This is a genomic window from Bartonella sp. MR110HLJHH (assembly GCF_042194225.1).
Classification (GTDB): domain Bacteria; phylum Pseudomonadota; class Alphaproteobacteria; order Rhizobiales; family Rhizobiaceae; genus Bartonella; species Bartonella grahamii.
Window position 1 is genome coordinate 86,147 of the sequence record NZ_JBHIMQ010000008.1, and the last position, 17,002, is coordinate 103,148.

The window sequence follows — 17,002 nt, forward strand, 5'->3', positions numbered from 1 at the left end:
ATGTTTGGAGAGTGCAGAAAAGTTGTATAATTTTTTATTATTTAGATACTAACCATTTGATAAATATCTAAACAATACAGATTCTTATACATGTATTCTTCACCTTATAGAGGAGTACAGCATTTTTTCCTGTAGGGTGAGCTATAAGAAGTGAATGGATTTTATATTATTTGCTTCTTTTATTGAATATTTATACATCCATTATAAAAAAGCCCAATTGCTTGGGCTTTTTTATTTTGTATAGAAAATTTAATAGATATCATTGTCTTTAAGATATCCTCCTTTGTCTATATCTGGCATCAAGAGAATTGAGATGAGTGCAATGATCATCATACCAACTATGTAAAAAAAGAAAACAGATTCGTATCCCATATTTTTTAATCCAAGCGCTACATATTCAGCAGAACCGCCAAATAGTGCATTCCCAATGGCAAAAGCAAATCCAACACCAATTGCGCGGATTGAGGCTGGGAACAATTCTGCTTTTATGATACCAGCAATGGACGTATAAAAACTCATAACACAGAGTATTCCAATGATGATTAAGAGTGCTGCCCATGCATTATGGGCATTCCCAATCATTTTAAGTACAGGAATGGTGCAGATAATGGATAAGGTACTCCAACTAATGAGTGAAGCTCTTGCTCCAATTTTATCGGCTATGAAACCAAAAAGGGGTTGGAGTAGCACAAAAATAAAGAGGGCGGCAGTCATTATCGTTGTTGCGGTTTGTTTATCAAAACCCGTGGTTGTGATCAGATATTTTTGCATATAAGTGGTGTATGTATAAAATGTGAGTGATCCACCAGCTGTAAAGCCAACAACCAAAAAGAAAGCTTTTTTATGATTGCGAAAAAGTTCTCTAAGACTACCAGCATGTTGTTCAGAGCGGCTTTTGTGGGTTGTTGTTTCATGGAGCAAACTACGCAGATAAATTGCAACAATTGCTCCAAAGCCACCAATGACAAAAGGAATACGCCAGCCCCATGCTTTTAACTGATCTTCAGTAAGGTAAAGGGATAAAATAAATATTATAAAACTTGCGAGAAGTTGACCTGTGATCGTTGTTGCATATTGAAAAGAAGCAAAGAGTCCACGACGATTTTTGGGTGCAACTTCGCTCATATAAGTTGCTGCTGTACCATATTCACCGCCAACGGAAAGTCCTTGAAACATGCGGACTAAAAGGAGGAGAAATGCTGCTGTTATTCCCAAGGTTTTATAAGTGGGAAGTATGGCAATGAGAAAAGAGCCACCACACATCATAAAAACAGAAATAAGCATTGAGCGTTTACGTCCATAACGATCCGCAACGAATCCAAAGAGCCATGCTCCAATTGGACGCATAAGAAAGCCAATAAAAAAGATTCCTGCAGTTTTTAAAAGTTGTGTAACGATATCTTCATCTTCAGGAAAAAATTGTGATGCAAAATAAACCGATGCAAAGGAGTAAGCATAAAAGTCGTACCATTCTACCAGATTTCCTGATGCACTGGATATGATAGCAAAAATACGTTTCCTTGTATCATGTGGATCTAAAGTTGTTTGATTATTCATGAAGTATTCCCCTTTTAGATTTATAACTTTTCTTCTCTTTAAAGTTGTTTACAGTTTACGCCATAAAAATTCAATCATATTGCGATGTTTCTTAAAAAAAGGGGGGTGGAAGTGGCTTATTTCCATGATGTTTGCAGTTTTTATTTTTGTCATAGAACAAAAACGGTACTCATATTTTTATAGGAAGGTATGTTTTGATTTTTATTGTATCTTTAACGGTGTCATTGATCATCCAGATCAGAAAGGGGTGTTGAGAGAGGATTGATTGGTGATAATAGATGCGGTTTAATTTCTATTATTAGACAAATAAGGAAACGATATTTTGCTTATTTTTGATAAAGAAAAGAGGACCTTAATTAAAACAGATCTGATGTTTTTAAAGCTAAGTATACTGGATTTATTGGGATCATGAAAAATATACGGTTATGATGTGGGATAATTTATTCATCATGGTTTATATCAAAGAAGAGGATACCGCTTCTTTATGATACGAGAGATGTTTATGCTATGAAAGGCGTGTCTATAATAAGTTGTAAATATTGATTTTACAGTATTATCATAATCAAGAAGCCCGAAAAATCGGGATTCTTGATTTAGTTTAGAAAATTTAATGGATACTATCACCTTGAAGATAACCCTCTTTCCGGGCATCGGGCATTAAGAGAACAGAAATGAATGCAATAATCATCATGCCAGTTATATAAAAATAGAAGACAGATTCATATCCAAGATCTTTTAATCCAAGCGCGACATATTCAGCAGAACCGCCAAACAGTGCGTTGGCAATAGCATAAGAGAGCCCAACTCCTATTGCTCGTACTGAAGCGGGAAACATTTCTGATTTTACAATGCCAGAGATGGACGTGTAAAAGCTCATAATGCAGAGCATTCCAATAATGACTGATAAAGCAATCCATGTATTATCAGTACTACCAATCACATTAAGTCCAGGAATGGTAAAGATAATGGATAAGACACTCCAAATAAGGAGTGAAGTTCTTGTTCCAATTTTATCAGCCATAAAACCAAATGCAGGTTGAAGTAACATGAAAACAAAGAGTGCAGCAGTCATCACAGTTGTGGCTGTATGTTTATCAAAGCCGGTGGTTGTAATCAGATATTTCTGCATGTAAGTCGTATAGGTGTAGAATGTGAGCGATCCTCCAGCGGTAAAGCCGATAACTAGAAAAAAAGCTTTTCGGTGGTTGCTTAGAAGTCCTCTAATACTACCAGCTTGTGCACTAGAACGACTTTCTTTGGTCGTTGTCTCATGGAGCGTGCGGCGTAGATAAATCGCAACAATTGCTCCTAGTCCACCAATGGCAAATGGAATACGCCAACCCCATGCTTTTAGCTGATCTTCAGTGAGATAAAGCGCTAAAATGAATATAACAAGACTGGCTAGAAGCTGACCACCAATCAGTGTGGTGTATTGGAAAGAGCTAAAAAATCCTCGGCGATTTTTGAGGGCGATTTCGCTCATATAAGTTGCTGTTGTACCATATTCACCACCGACAGAAAGCCCCTGAAGCATTCTGAGTAAAAGTAAAAGAATTCCTGCTGCTACTCCAATGGTTTCATAGGTAGGAAGTAGGGCGATTAAGAACGAACCACCACACATCATAAAAACAGAGATAAGCATTGAGCGTTTGCGTCCGTAACGATCGGCAATGAAGCCAAAAAGCCATCCGCCGATTGGGCGCATAAGAAAACCAATAGCAAAGACACCAGCAGCCATTAAAAGTTGCGTAACGACATTGCCTTCTGAGGGAAAAAATTGTGATGCAAAGTAAATGGATGTAAAGGAATAAACATAAAAGTCATACCATTCTACTAGATTACCTGATGCACTGGACACGATAGCCCAGATACGTTTTCTTGTATCATGTGGTGCTAAAGTTGGTTCATTCTCCATAAATTTATCCCTTTTATGATCATACCTAACTTGTTTCTTTTAAAATTTATTTACGATTTGATTCATCAAAATGCAATCGTATAATAATGATTTCCTATAAAAGATGTTTGGGAGGAGGATTTTTTTGAATTGTATTTTTATAAATTTTGAAGTTTATATTTTCTGTAACGTTAAGAATCAACCATAATATTTATATGAAAATCTATCTTGATCTTTTATCGCATGTTTTAAATAACGGCATTGATCGTACAGATCGAACCGGTGTGGGGACACGATCAATTTTTGGGTATCAAATGCGGTTTGATTTGCAGGCTGGCTTTCCTCTGTTAACAACGAAGAAATTGCATTTGCGCTCGATCATTTATGAGCTTTTGTGGTTTTTGAGAGGTGATACAAATATTGCATGGTTGAAGGAACATGGTGTGTCAATTTGGGATGAGTGGGCTGATGAGAAAGGGAACCTTGGTCCTATTTATGGTTATCAGTGGCGCTCTTGGCCTGCTCCCGATGGACGGCATATTGATCAAATCAGTCATCTTTTGACGATGATTAAAGAAACGCCTGATTCTCGTCGCTTAATTGTATCTGCTTGGAACCCCGCACTGATAGAGGAGATGGCTTTGCCTCCTTGTCATTGTTTTTTTCAATTTTATGTTGCTGATGGGAAGCTATCCTGCCAGCTTTATCAGCGTTCAGCAGATATTTTCTTAGGTGTTCCGTTTAATATTGCTTCGTATGCGTTGTTGACGATGATGATTGCCCAAGTAAGTGGACTTAAAGCAGGAGACTTTATTCATACTCTGGGTGACGCTCATCTTTATTCTAACCATTTTGAACAGGCAAGATACCAGTTGTCTCGTATACCAAATGCTTTGCCGTTGATGCTTATAAATTCAGCGGTAACAGATCTTTTTTCTTTTAAATTTGAGGATTTTGAATTGCTTAATTATGAAGCGCAGCCACATATTAAGGCACCGGTAGCAGTATGACTTTTCCAGTTTGTTTAATTGCAGCTGTTGCAGAAAATGGTGTTATAGGTCGTGAAGGTGCGATGCCTTGGCATTTATCCACGGATTTGCAACGCTTTAAAGCTTTGACTTTTGGTAACCCCATTATTATGGGGCGAAAAACATGGGATTCTCTTGGGCGTCCTTTACTAGGGCGTACAAATATTGTTATTACCCGTAATTGTGTATTCACGGCTGAAGGCGCTGTTATTGCTCATTCTTTGTCGCAAGCCTGTTCTATTGCAAAAAGTGTGGCTTCTCAAAATGGTGCAGATGCAGTTTTTATTATTGGGGGTGGTGAAATTTTTCAACAAGGGTTGCATATGGCTGATAAAATATTCCTTACAGAAGTTTTAGCTTCTATAGAAGGTGATAGTTTTTTTCCTGTTTTTGATAAAGAAAAATGGACTATTGTAGAAACACAAGATATTCCAAAAGGAGAAAAAGATAGTCATCCGACACGTTTTGTGGTTTATGAACGAAAATAATCATAAGTGAAAAGAACCTGTCAGTTGTATTGTAATGAGATAAGATAATCCCTATAAGATCCAATTGAATGGTTGGTATTTGAATGAATGGTAGTCAGTTAAAGAGGTGATAATGCCCTGGACAAATCAAAATGGTGGTGGCCCGTGGAGTGGCGATAAAAACAAGAACAGTGGTGACAAAAAAACATCGACTAAGAATCTTTTTGGTTCTGGTGGCAATAATGGGGGCGGAAATGGTCCCAATTTTGATGATATTTTGCGTAAAGGGAAGGATCAGTTTAAACAATTTAGTAGAGGGGGAATTGTTGTTTTGTTCCTTCTGCTTGCTGTGTGTTTTTTGCTCTATCAATCACTTTATATCGTCCAACAAAATGAGCAAGCAGTGGAATTGCGTTTTGGTGTGCCTAAGGCGGGAATTATCGGGGATGGATTGCATTTTCACTTTTGGCCAATTGAGACCTATATGAAAGTGCCTTTAACTGAAAAAACAATTGCAATTGGTGGACAGACTGGACAGAGACAACAAAGTGAAGGTTTGATGCTGTCTAGTGATCAAAATATTGTTAATGTCAATTTTTCTGTTTACTATCGCATTTCACATCCAGGACAATTTTTATTCAATGTGAATGATCAAGAAGGGACAGTTCGTCAGGTTGCTGAAAGTGCAATGCGCGAGGTTATTGGTTCCAGACCTGTTGATGATGTTTTACGCGATAAAAAAGAGGAAGTTGCTAACGATGTGCGAAAGATTACCCAGTTGACTGTCGATAAATATCAACTCGGTGTCGAAATAAGCCGTGTATCGATTAGTGAAGCTGCTCCTCCGACAAAGGTTGCTGCTGCGTTTAATTCTGTTCAGCAGGCAGAGCAGGAACGTGGACGAATGATTGAAGAAGGAAATCGTGTGCGTTTTACGAAGATTGGTTTAGCAAATGGTGAAGCTTCACGTACACGGGAAATCGCAAAAGGTGAAAAAGCACAAATGGTTGAAGAGGCACGCGGGCGTGCTGAACGTTTTCAGGCTATAGCCCGTGAGGCGGCAATATCACCAGAGGCTGCGCGTTATCGTCTTTATATGGAAACGATGGGGCGTATTTTCTCTTCACCAAATAAATTGGTTCTTGATCAAATTAATTCTCCAGCGGTGCCTTATCTTCCTTTGAACGAATTGCTGGGTAACAATTTATCAGAAAAAGCAAAAGCGAAATCAGCACGTTCGACATCGCTCTTGGATGCTCATATTTCTGGAGGACGCTAATAATGCAGCAGTCTCGTTTTTTGTTTATTTTTAGTACCATAATGTTTCTTTTGATCATTTTGTGGATGTCACTTTTTATTGTCTATCCTCGTCAACAAGTGGCAATTAAGCGTTTTGGTCAAATCGTTAAGGTCGAGTCTAATCCTGGAATTTATTCGAAAATGCCCTTTGTGGATAAGATGATTGTGGTGGATAATCGCTTGTTGCGTTATGATGTTCCTACGCAATCGGTACAAGTTCGTGGGGGTGCTTATTACGAAGTGGATGCGTTCTTTATTTATCGTATTACGGATCCTAAATTGTTTTTACAGCGTATTGCTTCAGGGCGTCCGCAAATTGCGGCACGTGAAAATCTTGCACCACGGTTTATTGACGCTTTGCGTGCTGTTTATGGTAAGCGAGAATTTAAAGCTGCCTTATCGGATGAACGAGGCGCAATGATGGCTGAGGTGCAACGGCAATTTTCTATAGATGCAGGTTCGCTGGGTATTACGATTGTTGATGTGCGTATTCGAAAAACCGATTTAACGGATGCTGTTTCAGAAGATGTTTATCGACAAATGGCTGCTGAACGGGAGGCTGTTGCGGAAAATATCCGGGCTCGTGGTCAACAAGAACGAGATCGTATTGTGGCAGAAGCAAATCGTGAATATGAGGAAATTGTGGCAGCCGCAAAGCGTGATGCTGAAATTACTCGCGGTGAAGGACAAGCCGAAAGTATTCGCATTTTATTAAATGCGCGGGAAGCTAATCCATCTTTTTACGATTTTTGGTTAGCGATGGAACAGTATAAGAATTTAGAAAGAGTTTCGATGGTCATTTCACCAAATGAGGATTTCTTTTTTTATTTTCAAAATCCCCTGCAAGTAAAGAAAAAGCTTTCATCAACAATGAGTCCTAGTTTGAGCAAAACTGATTCAAAGTCTGGTGGAGAATAGATGTATACTATTTCATATGAGAAGTATGCTCTATAGCTGCTTTTTTATGATGCATGTAAGAGAGTGTTAAGCCATACTGATTTTGCATAATAAGTTGAGTAAGGCTCTTTGCAGCTTTGGTTAAAGGCATGTCATGGATAGAAGTATCGTGAGTAGAAATACGTTTTTGAAGTCTTTTATCACAAGAGTTGTTTTGTGTGTGATTTTGTTTTTATCAGGATCAGTGAATTTGTCTTGGGGCGCAGAGACAAACAAGACATTGCTTTCTGTTCCTGATTTAGCTTCTGAGCTTTTGGAGACGGTTGTGAATATTTCTACGGCACAGACTGTTGAAGGAACCGAACAGGATGAAAATACTTCGGTACCCGTTATTCCCAAAGATTCATTGCTGGAGGAATATTTTAATGATTTTTTTACACCCAAAGATGGTCAAAAAAATAGTCAATTTCAAAAGGTGCGTTCTTTGGGGTCTGGTTTTGTGATTGATGCGCAAAAAGGGATTATTGTTACAAATTATCATGTTATTGTTGATGCTGATGATATTGAAGTTAATTTTACAGATGGTACAAAACTCAAGGCGAAGCTTCTTGGCAAGGATAGCAAAACTGATTTGGCACTACTTCAAGTGGATGCGGGACGTAAAAAATTAAAAGCTGTGCGTTTTGGTGACTCAGAAAAAGCACGTATTGGTGACTGGGTTATGGCTATTGGTAATCCTTATGGTTTTGGTGGAAGTGTAACGGTTGGTATTATTTCTGCACGTAACCGTGATCTTAATGCTGGTCCCTATGATAATTTTATTCAAACAGATGCAGCAATTAATCGGGGCAATTCTGGTGGTCCGTTATTTGATAGAAATGGTGAAGTCATTGGCATTAATACAGCAATTGTTTCACCTTCTGGAGGATCTATCGGTATTGGGTTTGCTATTCCATCAGATATGGCCCTTTCTGTTATTAGTCAATTGCGTGATTTTGGAGAAATAAGGCGTGGTTGGTTAGCTATTCGTATTCAGCCGGTGACTGAGGATATTGCAAAAAGTTTAAAATTGGACAATGCGGTAGGAGCATTGGTGGCTGGTAAAATAGAACAGACGGAAGAAAATAATGTAGATAATAGCCAGTTACAAACTGGAGATGTTATTCTTTTCTTTGGCAATGCAAAAATTAAGCATGCACGTGATTTGCCGCGTTTAGTGGCGGAAAGTCCGGAAGGAAAAGTGGTAGATGTTACCGTTTTACGGGATGGACAAGAAAAAACAGTAAAAGTTAAGCTTGGACGTTTGATTGAAACAGATGCAAATGAAGATATAGAAGAAGAAGTTGATGATAAAAAAGATAATGATCTGTCGAAAAGCGTGACAATGCAATTTATGGGAATGACGCTATCTGAATTGACAGAGGATTTGCGTCATCGTTATTCAATTTCAGATAAACTTCGAGGACTAGTGGTAACATCTGTTGCACAAAATAGCGCAGCGGATAAAAAGCGTATTCGCGTTGGTGAAGTCATTATTGATATCAATCAGAGTGCTATCACAACAATCGATGAAGCTAAAAAACGGATTCATAAATTACGTGAAGCCGGACGCAAAAATGCTCTATTCATCGTAGCGCGTCCAGATGGAGAGTTACGGTTCGTAACGCTTCTAATGGATTGATACCCCAATAGATTGAGGCTTAAAAATTAATTTTTTGTTTTTTATCAGCCTTGGTATATGGGCTATTTTGTAGCTCAGCCATGTGATGTTCAATATTTTTCAAGCTCATTTCACGACAAAGAGCATGGATTGTATAACATAAAATCCGTTGGGCAGTTCTATTTTTGCATTAAATAAAAGTATAAGTTGGTACCATAATAGATTTGCTAGTTCCCAATATTGCAACAGCCTAGGCTTTGAAATGCTGCATAAGAGATCACTGTCTTGTGTTTAAGTCAATTTTTATCTCTGCTTTTGATGCACAAGTGAATGGTATTGATATGGCACTTTATGAGAAGGATAAAAATGAGAAAATCTTATGATATTGGGAGCTCTTATTCAGATTGCAAAACGCTCAACTATTATAAATAAAGGGTGCAATTATTATTATAAAGAATGTTTTATCTAGTGAGACTTTTAGCACTTTGTGATTGTACTTTGTGTGCTATAGAGAACGTTTTTTTTCACTTCAGTTTGAAAAAAGTTATCCTAGAGAAAAATTATATTAGACTAAATTAGTTATATATATTTATACCTTTCTTGGTGATGGATGAAAAAATAGTTATAAAAAAGAGAGCGTGAAGAAGACAATTTCTGAATCTCTTATTATAAACCGGAGTAGCATGTTGTTTTTATAGGAAAAAAATAAAGCTGTCTGATTGTATAGGTTAAGCTCAGTATTATTTTCATAAATGATGACAAAGAATATGTTTATTTTTAATGGACTAACGGACAGAATGATTATGGATGTAGTTTATTATTGAATTATGATAGCAAAAATGCTTGGAAATTTCTTTGGTGTTGTTATTAAGTCCATTTTTTCTTTTTTTATAAGTTTCATAGGGGCTTTGGGGGGGCTGTGTGTTGCAATAAGTTATTGATTGGGAGAAATTGCTATTCATGACACAGAGAACAGTTACATTAATAGCGGGGCCTACTGCAAGTGGTAAGTCAGCGCTTGCTTTACAAATGGCTCAAGAAAAAAATGCTCTCATCGTTAATACTGATTCAATGCAGGTTTATGATGTTTTAAATATTTTAACAGCACGGCCTACGGAGGCTGATATTGCGATTGTTCCACACTATCTCTATGGCTATGTGAGTCCTACTTTGAATTATTCAGTAGGGCAATGGTTGTGTGATGTCGAGAAGCTATTGGCAACTTTTTCTTTAAGATCGGTTATTTTTGTTGGTGGAACAGGGCTTTATTTTCGTGCTCTTTTAGAAGGGCTTTCGGAAATACCTCATATTCCAGATGCTGTACGGCAGAAATGGCGACTTCGGCTTGATAAAGAGGGAGCTGAAAGCCTTTACCGCCAATTGTTGCAAGTTGATGCTGTTCTTGCTGAGAAAATTTCTTCGCAAGATGGTCAACGTATTGTTCGTGCTTTAGAAGTTTATGAGGCAACTGGTAAGAAGCTCAGTTGGTGGCAGAAGAAAAAAACGCTTCCTCTGATTTCGTCAGATTGTGCAGAAAAAATTCTTCTTATGCCACCACGTCCTCTGCTTTATGAACGTATTCATAAACGTTTGGATTCTATGATTGAAAGAGGAGCTTTAGAAGAGGCGATGATCATGAAGAATCTTAAGCTTTTCCCTTCATTACCAGCAATGAAGGCTATTGGTATACCTGAATTTATAGCTTATTTGGATGGATATAGAAGCTTTGAGAATGCTCTTGAAGCGGTGAAAATACAAACGAGGAGATATGCAAAAAGACAAATGACATGGTTTCGTAATCAATTTGATGAAGAATGGATGCTTACTTTTTGATAAAAGAGCTAGAGCTTTGTAAAGAAACTTTCGAAAGATAAAAGATAATTCGTGAAAAAGAATTTTTTAGAAAATAGAATTTTTTATTGACGAATGGTATCAATGGAATTAGAAATCTTTCTACAAGGAAATTTTTATATATTTTATACGTTGGAATAATGGGGGTGATCATACAGTGTGTGTTGTGTAATGGGCTCCTTTGGGGTCTTTTTTTATGGGCTCCGTTAGGGGCTTTTTTATTGTCCTATCAAGTAGGTGAGTGGGAAAAATGAGAAATGATCCAAGAAAGCAAGAGAGTGCAGATGGAAAAATAATGTCGGGGGCTGAAATAGTGGTTCAGGCTCTTATAGATCAAGGGGTTAAACATATTTTTGGTTACCCTGGTGGGGCTGTTCTGCCTATTTTTGATGTTCTCTATCACCAAGATACACTCCAGCATATTTTGGTGCGCCATGAACAAGCTGCAGGGCATGCTGCTGAAGGTTATGCACGCAGTACTGGAAAGGTAGGTGTTATGCTTGTGACTTCTGGTCCAGGCGCAACGAATGCTGTTACACCTTTGCAAGATGCTCTTATGGATTCTATACCTCTTGTTTGTTTTTCTGGTCAGGTAGCGACAACGATCATTGGAACAAATGGCTTTCAAGAAGCTGATACGGTTGGAATTACAAAGCCCTGTACGAAGCGTAATTGGCTGGTTAAAAACGTCAATGATCTTGCGGCTATTATTCATGAAGCTTTTTCTCTTGCTCAATCAGGTCGTCCTGGACCGGTTTTGATTGATATTCCTAAGGATGTTCAATTTGCTTCAGGAATTTATAGAGCGCCTCAAGTGCCGACATTTATGCATTCTTATTCAAAATCGAAAGGGAATGCGCAGGCTATTGAAGAGGCTGTTTCTCTCTTAGTAGAAGCAAGGCGTCCTGTTATTTATTCTGGTGGTGGTGTTATTTCATCGGGGATGGAAGCTGTAAAGCTTTTGCGCGATTTAGTTCAACTGGGTGATTTTCCGATTACATCAACACTCATGGGGCTTGGTGCTTATCCCGCTTCTGGCAAAAATTGGCTTGGAATGCTTGGGATGCATGGAACCTATGAAGCTAATATGGCCATGCATGATTGTGATGTCATGTTGGCTGTTGGAGCACGATTTGATGATCGTATCACAGGGCGATTGGATGCATTTGCACCTCATGCGCGTATTATTCATATTGATATTGATCCTTCTTCTATTAATAAGATCGTAAAAGCAGAAGTTCCACTTATTGGTGATGTGGCTTGTGTTTTAGGAGATATGACGCAACTCTTAAAGATACAGCAACCAGCGTTTAATAGTGAAGTCCGTGAGGCGTGGTGGACGCAAATTAATCGCTGGAGATCACGCAATTCATTGGCATATATGGAAAAAGAAGATGTTATCATGCCACAATATGCTCTTGAACGGCTTTATGCACTGACCAAAGATGCTCGTGCTTATATCACAACGGATGTCGGACAGCATCAGATGTGGGCAGCACAGTATTATCATTTTGATGAACCAAAACATTGGATGACTTCTGGTGGTCTTGGAACGATGGGGTATGGTCTTCCGGCGGCTATAGGTGTTCAAATAGCCCATCCTGATGCGCTTGTTGTGTGTATTTCTGGTGATGCTTCCATTCAGATGAATATTCAAGAACTTGCAACAGCTATTCAGCATGGCACACCTGTAAAAATTTTCATTTTAAATAATCAGTATATGGGGATGGTTCGCCAGTGGCAGCAATTGCTGCATGGTAATCGTCTTTCTCATTCTTATACGGAATCTATGCCTGACTTTGTGAAATTGGCACAAGCTTATGGAGCCGTGGGAATTCATTGTTCAAAACCCGATGAACTTGATGATAAAATTCAGCAGATGATTGACAGTGATAAGCCTGTTCTTTTTGATTGTCGTGTTTATCATTTAGAAAATTGTTTTCCTATGATCCCATCAGGATGTGCCCATAATGAGATGTTATTACCCGATGAGGCAAGCGAGGAAGCTGTTGCAAATGCTGTTTCTTCCGAGGGAAAGATTCTTGTATAAAATTAATATGTTAACAAAATAGTGAAAGATGGTGATGATGAAGTCTTTGAATTCTTTGAAGTCTTCATCTCTGTCTCTTCTTTGTGGAGAGTTCCTATTATCCTTAGAGCTCATTTTATGATTTTCATTCTTTGTTTAAAGACATGGGGTGTATTATTATTTGTACGCGATGTTTGTTTTTTTAATTCATATGTTCACATTAATAGCTATTTCGTTGCATTTTTTAGATAATACATTGAATTATCTGTTATAAATTAATTATGTTGTCTCATATATGAAAGATTCCATCGTGCAAGAAAAAAAGCCACCGTGCTTGAAGGGTGCGACCATGCAAACCGTCATGCCTATGAAAACAATAGAAAAGTTTGTCACTATGTTTTGGTTTCGCATTATGAAATTGCTCCAAATCGCTCTTTCAAGGGATTGATAGGAAAATCCCCCTAGCGGCTTGAAAGGAAGGGCAAAAATAACGAAGATCAAATGCAGCCATAGAAAATCAATTAGCCACCATAGCTTATAATCAGGTAGTAATCTCACCTGATTATGCGGGGGAGATCTATATATATATGAGATGTGTAGTCAATATATATAAACCGGAATAATACTCAACATCGTATCATTATCAGGACATTAACATTGAAAATTAAATATTCTTTCTTTTATTTGTTCTACATATTTATGATTCCATAAATCTACAGACACAAACACTCTTTGAATCCACCGCATTGGATTTTCATAACTATCAAATGATCCAAAAAATTTATCTCTAGAGTGTAGAGCCATTCTGTTATCAATGTATAATAATCTTCTTGGTTGTACATCAATTCCAAAAGATACAGCCTTCATAGCTTCATAAAAATGATTTAAAGCTTCCTTAGCTTTTTTTGACTGTGGCTCTAACATGCCCGGATAAAAAACAGCGCTGATATCTGGGAATTCACCGTCCCCTTGAACTAGGGGCACTTTACTTGTAGAGGTTACCCCATTTTTCTCCTCTATAAGGAATATTAATTATATATAAATTATCGCTTAAGCTACTCAAATCCTTCTCAATTAAAAGTTTTAAAGCTAGACGTGCACCAGATATTCTCGTTAACGGGCCATCAACATCATTGCGAACACCAGATAAAAATATCCCTTTAGGAGATAAATTTAAACCCTTTATAAATTTTAGTGCAGCATTTTCTATATGAAAATCTAACTCAACTTCAGATCCTAATCCTGTATAATCTTTTTTATTATCTTCTAAAGGAACTAGGTTATTTACTATATATTCGCCTTCAAACTTAATTGAATAAGGCTCTCCGATCAATAAAGAAAACATCATAATTAAATTTTTGCTAATATAGCCACTTTTACAAGACGCATCTAAATTATAAGGATTAGGTGACGTATTAATTGGTCTATCAATTGGAAGGTTTTCAAAGATTAAATGGTCTCGGGGTAATAGACACCTTTTGATTCATAAGAATTGTCAATATTCTATGTGATAGCAGCGAAAATGCTATTTTTTAGTTCAACCGAATATTCAATACACCCGTATGGATCATAAATAACGTGGTCTAAAGTCTACCAAAGTTTATCTCTTTCGACATTGCTTAATTCAAAAGCATTTTCATTTATCATTATAATTTCTTCCCCAATTATATTTCCCTATTTTTTTATTAAGAAAAGTGAAAAAACAATAATTAAAATTAAAATCAGCCATGTTAGCAAATAAGTGTCTGTAAAATCTTGGATTAATCCAAATAATGGTGGAGCAGTAATAATTGCGATTTGATTTACAGACATTGCTAAACCCAGAGAAAAGCCAACGCTTTCTTTCGGCGAAGAGTCTACAATATAAGCAACCCAAGGGCCATACCATCCTATTCCAAAAAAACCTAACCAAGCAGATAAAATAGTTAAATAAATTATGGATCCACTCATGCCTAAAATTAATATTAAAAATCCAAAAATTACTGCAATCATGCAAAACAAGACAGGAAAAAATCGTCCTTTTCTACAATGATCACTCCACGCTGCTAAAATAATTCTTCCTAAGGCACCAGAAGCCTGTAAAACAAAAAACAAATAAGCACTTTTATCTAGAGACAGGTGATAGATTCTATAAAAATAGATCGTTATAAAAATGGTTAAAACATATTGAACGATCACAAGTGAAACGCCTGAAAAAATAATATTCTTCATATGCGGTGCAGCCAACATCGCAAGACGAGATCTTATATTTGCATAGAACGAAACTCTTGCCTTGCTTTTTGGAACGATAGCTACAACTTTTGCTGGTGAGTGATAAAAAATAATAAATATACATCCACCTAAAAAAGAAACTATGGCACCGACCAAAAACGCACCTTGTATGCCATAAACAAGCGCACTAGCAGGAAGAACTATCCCAGCTAATGCCCCACCTAATGGTAGTCCCGCCTGCCTTATTCCCATTGCAAATCCGCGCTGCGATTGTGGAAACCATGAAGAAACAGATTTAGCGCCACCGGGTTGAGCAGAACTATAAAATCCCCCTACAATGAGCAAACAGACCAAAAGAGAAATATAGTTATTTGCGATTGCTCCCAACAAAAGAGCGACAGAAACGCCGACCGCGCCAACTCCAACAATATAGCGCTCGTTAAATTTGTCTAGTAATTCACCAGCTACAAGTAACCCAATAATAGGTAGGAACTGTGCTGCTGAAGACAGCAAACCTATCTGAGAGTCACTAAGCGAGAAATTTTTCTTAAAAAATTCAGCTAAAGGACCAATCCCTTGAACAAAGAAGCAGGCTGATGCTTGAGCGATAGTGGCAACAAGCAATACAATCCATCTATAATAATTTTTTTCTATAAATTTATTATTGCTCACTATACTCTCCCTCCAATTAAAGTGTATTCCAATAAAGTGGACTTTTTTCTAATAATGATTGCAACAATAAATCAGGTATTTTATGCTGATTACATAAAAATCTGTCAATACGATTGGTATTAATATGAAAGCTAAGGAATATGCTTAATTTAAGGAAATAAGCTATTATGTGTCGTGCAAATTTGATAGGCTAGCGATATAAGATAAATTTTACAAACATTGGTTCAGCTGGCATTAAACGCTCTTCATAAAAGATGCTATATTTTGGCAAGCTTTTTCAATATAATTCTCAAAGCTTTCTTCAGTCACATAGCCCAGATGCGGCGTGCAAAGAGCTCTATCTGATTGCAATAATTTGCTCTCATATACCGGCTCGCTGTCATAAACATCCAGTGCAAAGTAAGTTGAATTTTCCAAACTTAGTATTTTTTCTATCGCCCCTTTTTCAACCAAAGCTGAACGCGCTGTGTTGACAAAAATAGCATGAGGTTTCATGCTCAATAGATCATCTAATTGAATGATTTCTCTGGTTTTATCGCTTAAGCGTAAATGTACGGATATAATGTCAGGACGTGTAAAAAATTCATCTTTTGAATGCGTAAAATGATAACCTAAATTTTTTGCTTCTTGCGTTGAACGCTCGCTCCCATAAACCAAAATGGACATGCCAAAAGCTTGAGCATATTGAGCAACCATTTTACCAATACGCCCAAACCCGAATATTCCAAGAGTAGCCCCTTTCATTTGGTTGCCAAATGTTGTTTGCCATCGTCCTTTTTTCATATCAGACACAGATTTACAGAGTTTTCTACGCGCAGACATAATTAAGAGCCACGCAAATTCAGCAGCAGAAGTTGGATCTCCACCACCGTCTAATATTTCAATTCCTAAGTCTCTACAAGCTTCTATATCAATATGTGAACCTATAGGGCCTGTTTGGCGAATACAGTACAAATAAAATCAAATAATTATGCTTAATGTAAGGGATTGGGCGGTTATTGATTCTATTACGTTTTTTTGCTCCTATCCCTAACTTTTTTGGAGCTTTTTTATCGATTCAAGAGCAAGTTTTTTACGATCTGCACTCTTTGTATAAAGAGATGCCATGTTGTCGTCTGTCCATCCAAAAAGTGCTTTCAATTGTGAAACTGTTGCACCGGAATTAGCGGCGCGTGTTGCTGCTAATTTTCTCAAACCATGTGCTGATTTTTTTATACCCGCTTCATTGCATGCTTTGTAAAATAAAACCCCGAAGCTTTCTTTGGGTATTTTGTTTCCACGTCTACCACAAATGAATGTTTCATTTCCAATAGGACCAATTTTAAGGGTTTCGGCTAGTTCAGGCAAAATTGGTAGAAAAACATCTGTTTGGAATTTACTTTTCTCTGTCTTAAGATGAATGATATTATCTTTCACATCTTTCCAACCAATTCGTAC

General features: G+C 37.4%; 14 protein-coding genes. 7 read left to right on the forward strand and 7 right to left on the reverse strand.

Features of this window, described 5'->3' with window-relative positions; translation table 11 throughout:
• Window positions 1-249 precede the first annotated feature (249 nt).
• Together ACFIKB_RS06125 and ACFIKB_RS06130 are read right to left on the reverse strand one after the other, a co-directional pair.
• Window positions 250-1,557 (reverse strand): MFS family transporter, encoded by a 1,308-nt coding sequence (locus tag ACFIKB_RS06125; protein ID WP_375644773.1) that lies wholly within the window; start codon window positions 1,555-1,557, stop codon window positions 250-252.
• A gap of 607 nt (window positions 1,558-2,164) precedes the next feature.
• Window positions 2,165-3,472: an MFS family transporter gene (locus ACFIKB_RS06130; protein ID WP_375636179.1), complete on the reverse strand. Its 1,308-nt coding sequence runs from the start codon at window positions 3,470-3,472 to the stop codon at window positions 2,165-2,167.
• A gap of 194 nt (window positions 3,473-3,666) precedes the next feature.
• Between ACFIKB_RS06130 and ACFIKB_RS06135 the strand changes: the two genes are divergently transcribed.
• From ACFIKB_RS06135 to ACFIKB_RS06165, 7 genes are all read left to right on the forward strand, one after another.
• Complete coding sequence (locus tag ACFIKB_RS06135) at window positions 3,667-4,461, forward strand: thymidylate synthase (protein ID WP_015856618.1); 795 nt, start codon at window positions 3,667-3,669, stop codon at window positions 4,459-4,461.
• Entirely contained in the window at window positions 4,458-4,967 is a 510-nt protein-coding gene (locus ACFIKB_RS06140; RefSeq protein ID WP_375636180.1) for a dihydrofolate reductase, read from the forward strand. The genes ACFIKB_RS06135 and ACFIKB_RS06140 overlap by 4 nt, the downstream gene beginning before the upstream one ends.
• Before the next feature lie 112 nt (window positions 4,968-5,079).
• Window positions 5,080-6,225 carry an FtsH protease activity modulator HflK gene (gene hflK / locus ACFIKB_RS06145; RefSeq protein WP_375636181.1) on the forward strand — a complete coding sequence of 382 codons (1,146 nt, stop codon included), beginning with the start codon at window positions 5,080-5,082 and terminating at the stop codon, window positions 6,223-6,225.
• 2 nt (window positions 6,226-6,227) lie between these two features.
• Window positions 6,228-7,163: a protease modulator HflC gene (hflC, locus tag ACFIKB_RS06150; RefSeq protein WP_375636182.1), complete on the forward strand. Its 936-nt coding sequence runs from the start codon at window positions 6,228-6,230 to the stop codon at window positions 7,161-7,163.
• A 133-nt stretch (window positions 7,164-7,296) separates the two neighbouring features.
• Window positions 7,297-8,823 (forward strand): Do family serine endopeptidase, encoded by a 1,527-nt coding sequence (locus tag ACFIKB_RS06155; RefSeq protein ID WP_375636183.1) that lies wholly within the window; start codon window positions 7,297-7,299, stop codon window positions 8,821-8,823.
• Window positions 8,824-9,762: 939 nt separating this feature from the next.
• Entirely contained in the window at window positions 9,763-10,635 is an 873-nt protein-coding gene (miaA, locus tag ACFIKB_RS06160) for a tRNA (adenosine(37)-N6)-dimethylallyltransferase MiaA (RefSeq protein WP_375636184.1), read from the forward strand.
• Between the two features lie 268 nt (window positions 10,636-10,903).
• A complete protein-coding gene (locus ACFIKB_RS06165; protein ID WP_375653034.1) occupies window positions 10,904-12,703 on the forward strand; it encodes an acetolactate synthase 3 large subunit in 1,800 nt (599 codons plus the stop codon).
• Window positions 12,704-13,333: 630 nt separating this feature from the next.
• Here ACFIKB_RS06165 and ACFIKB_RS06170 read toward each other — a convergent pair.
• The 5 genes from ACFIKB_RS06170 to ACFIKB_RS06190 form a co-directional block, all read right to left on the reverse strand.
• Window positions 13,334-13,666 carry a hypothetical protein gene (locus ACFIKB_RS06170; protein WP_375644772.1) on the reverse strand — a complete coding sequence of 111 codons (333 nt, stop codon included), beginning with the start codon at window positions 13,664-13,666 and terminating at the stop codon, window positions 13,334-13,336.
• A gap of 1 nt (window position 13,667) precedes the next feature.
• Entirely contained in the window at window positions 13,668-14,030 is a 363-nt protein-coding gene (locus ACFIKB_RS06175) for a hypothetical protein (RefSeq protein ID WP_375636187.1), read from the reverse strand.
• A 326-nt stretch (window positions 14,031-14,356) separates the two neighbouring features.
• Window positions 14,357-15,565: an MFS transporter gene (locus ACFIKB_RS06180; protein ID WP_375653035.1), complete on the reverse strand. Its 1,209-nt coding sequence runs from the start codon at window positions 15,563-15,565 to the stop codon at window positions 14,357-14,359.
• Window positions 15,566-15,799: 234 nt separating this feature from the next.
• Window positions 15,800-16,519, reverse strand: coding sequence for a D-2-hydroxyacid dehydrogenase family protein (locus ACFIKB_RS06185; RefSeq protein ID WP_375653036.1), 720 nt, complete (start codon window positions 16,517-16,519; stop codon window positions 15,800-15,802).
• A gap of 75 nt (window positions 16,520-16,594) precedes the next feature.
• A partial coding sequence (locus ACFIKB_RS06190; RefSeq protein WP_375653038.1) for a tyrosine-type recombinase/integrase occupies window positions 16,595-17,002 on the reverse strand: 408 nt, incomplete at its 5' end.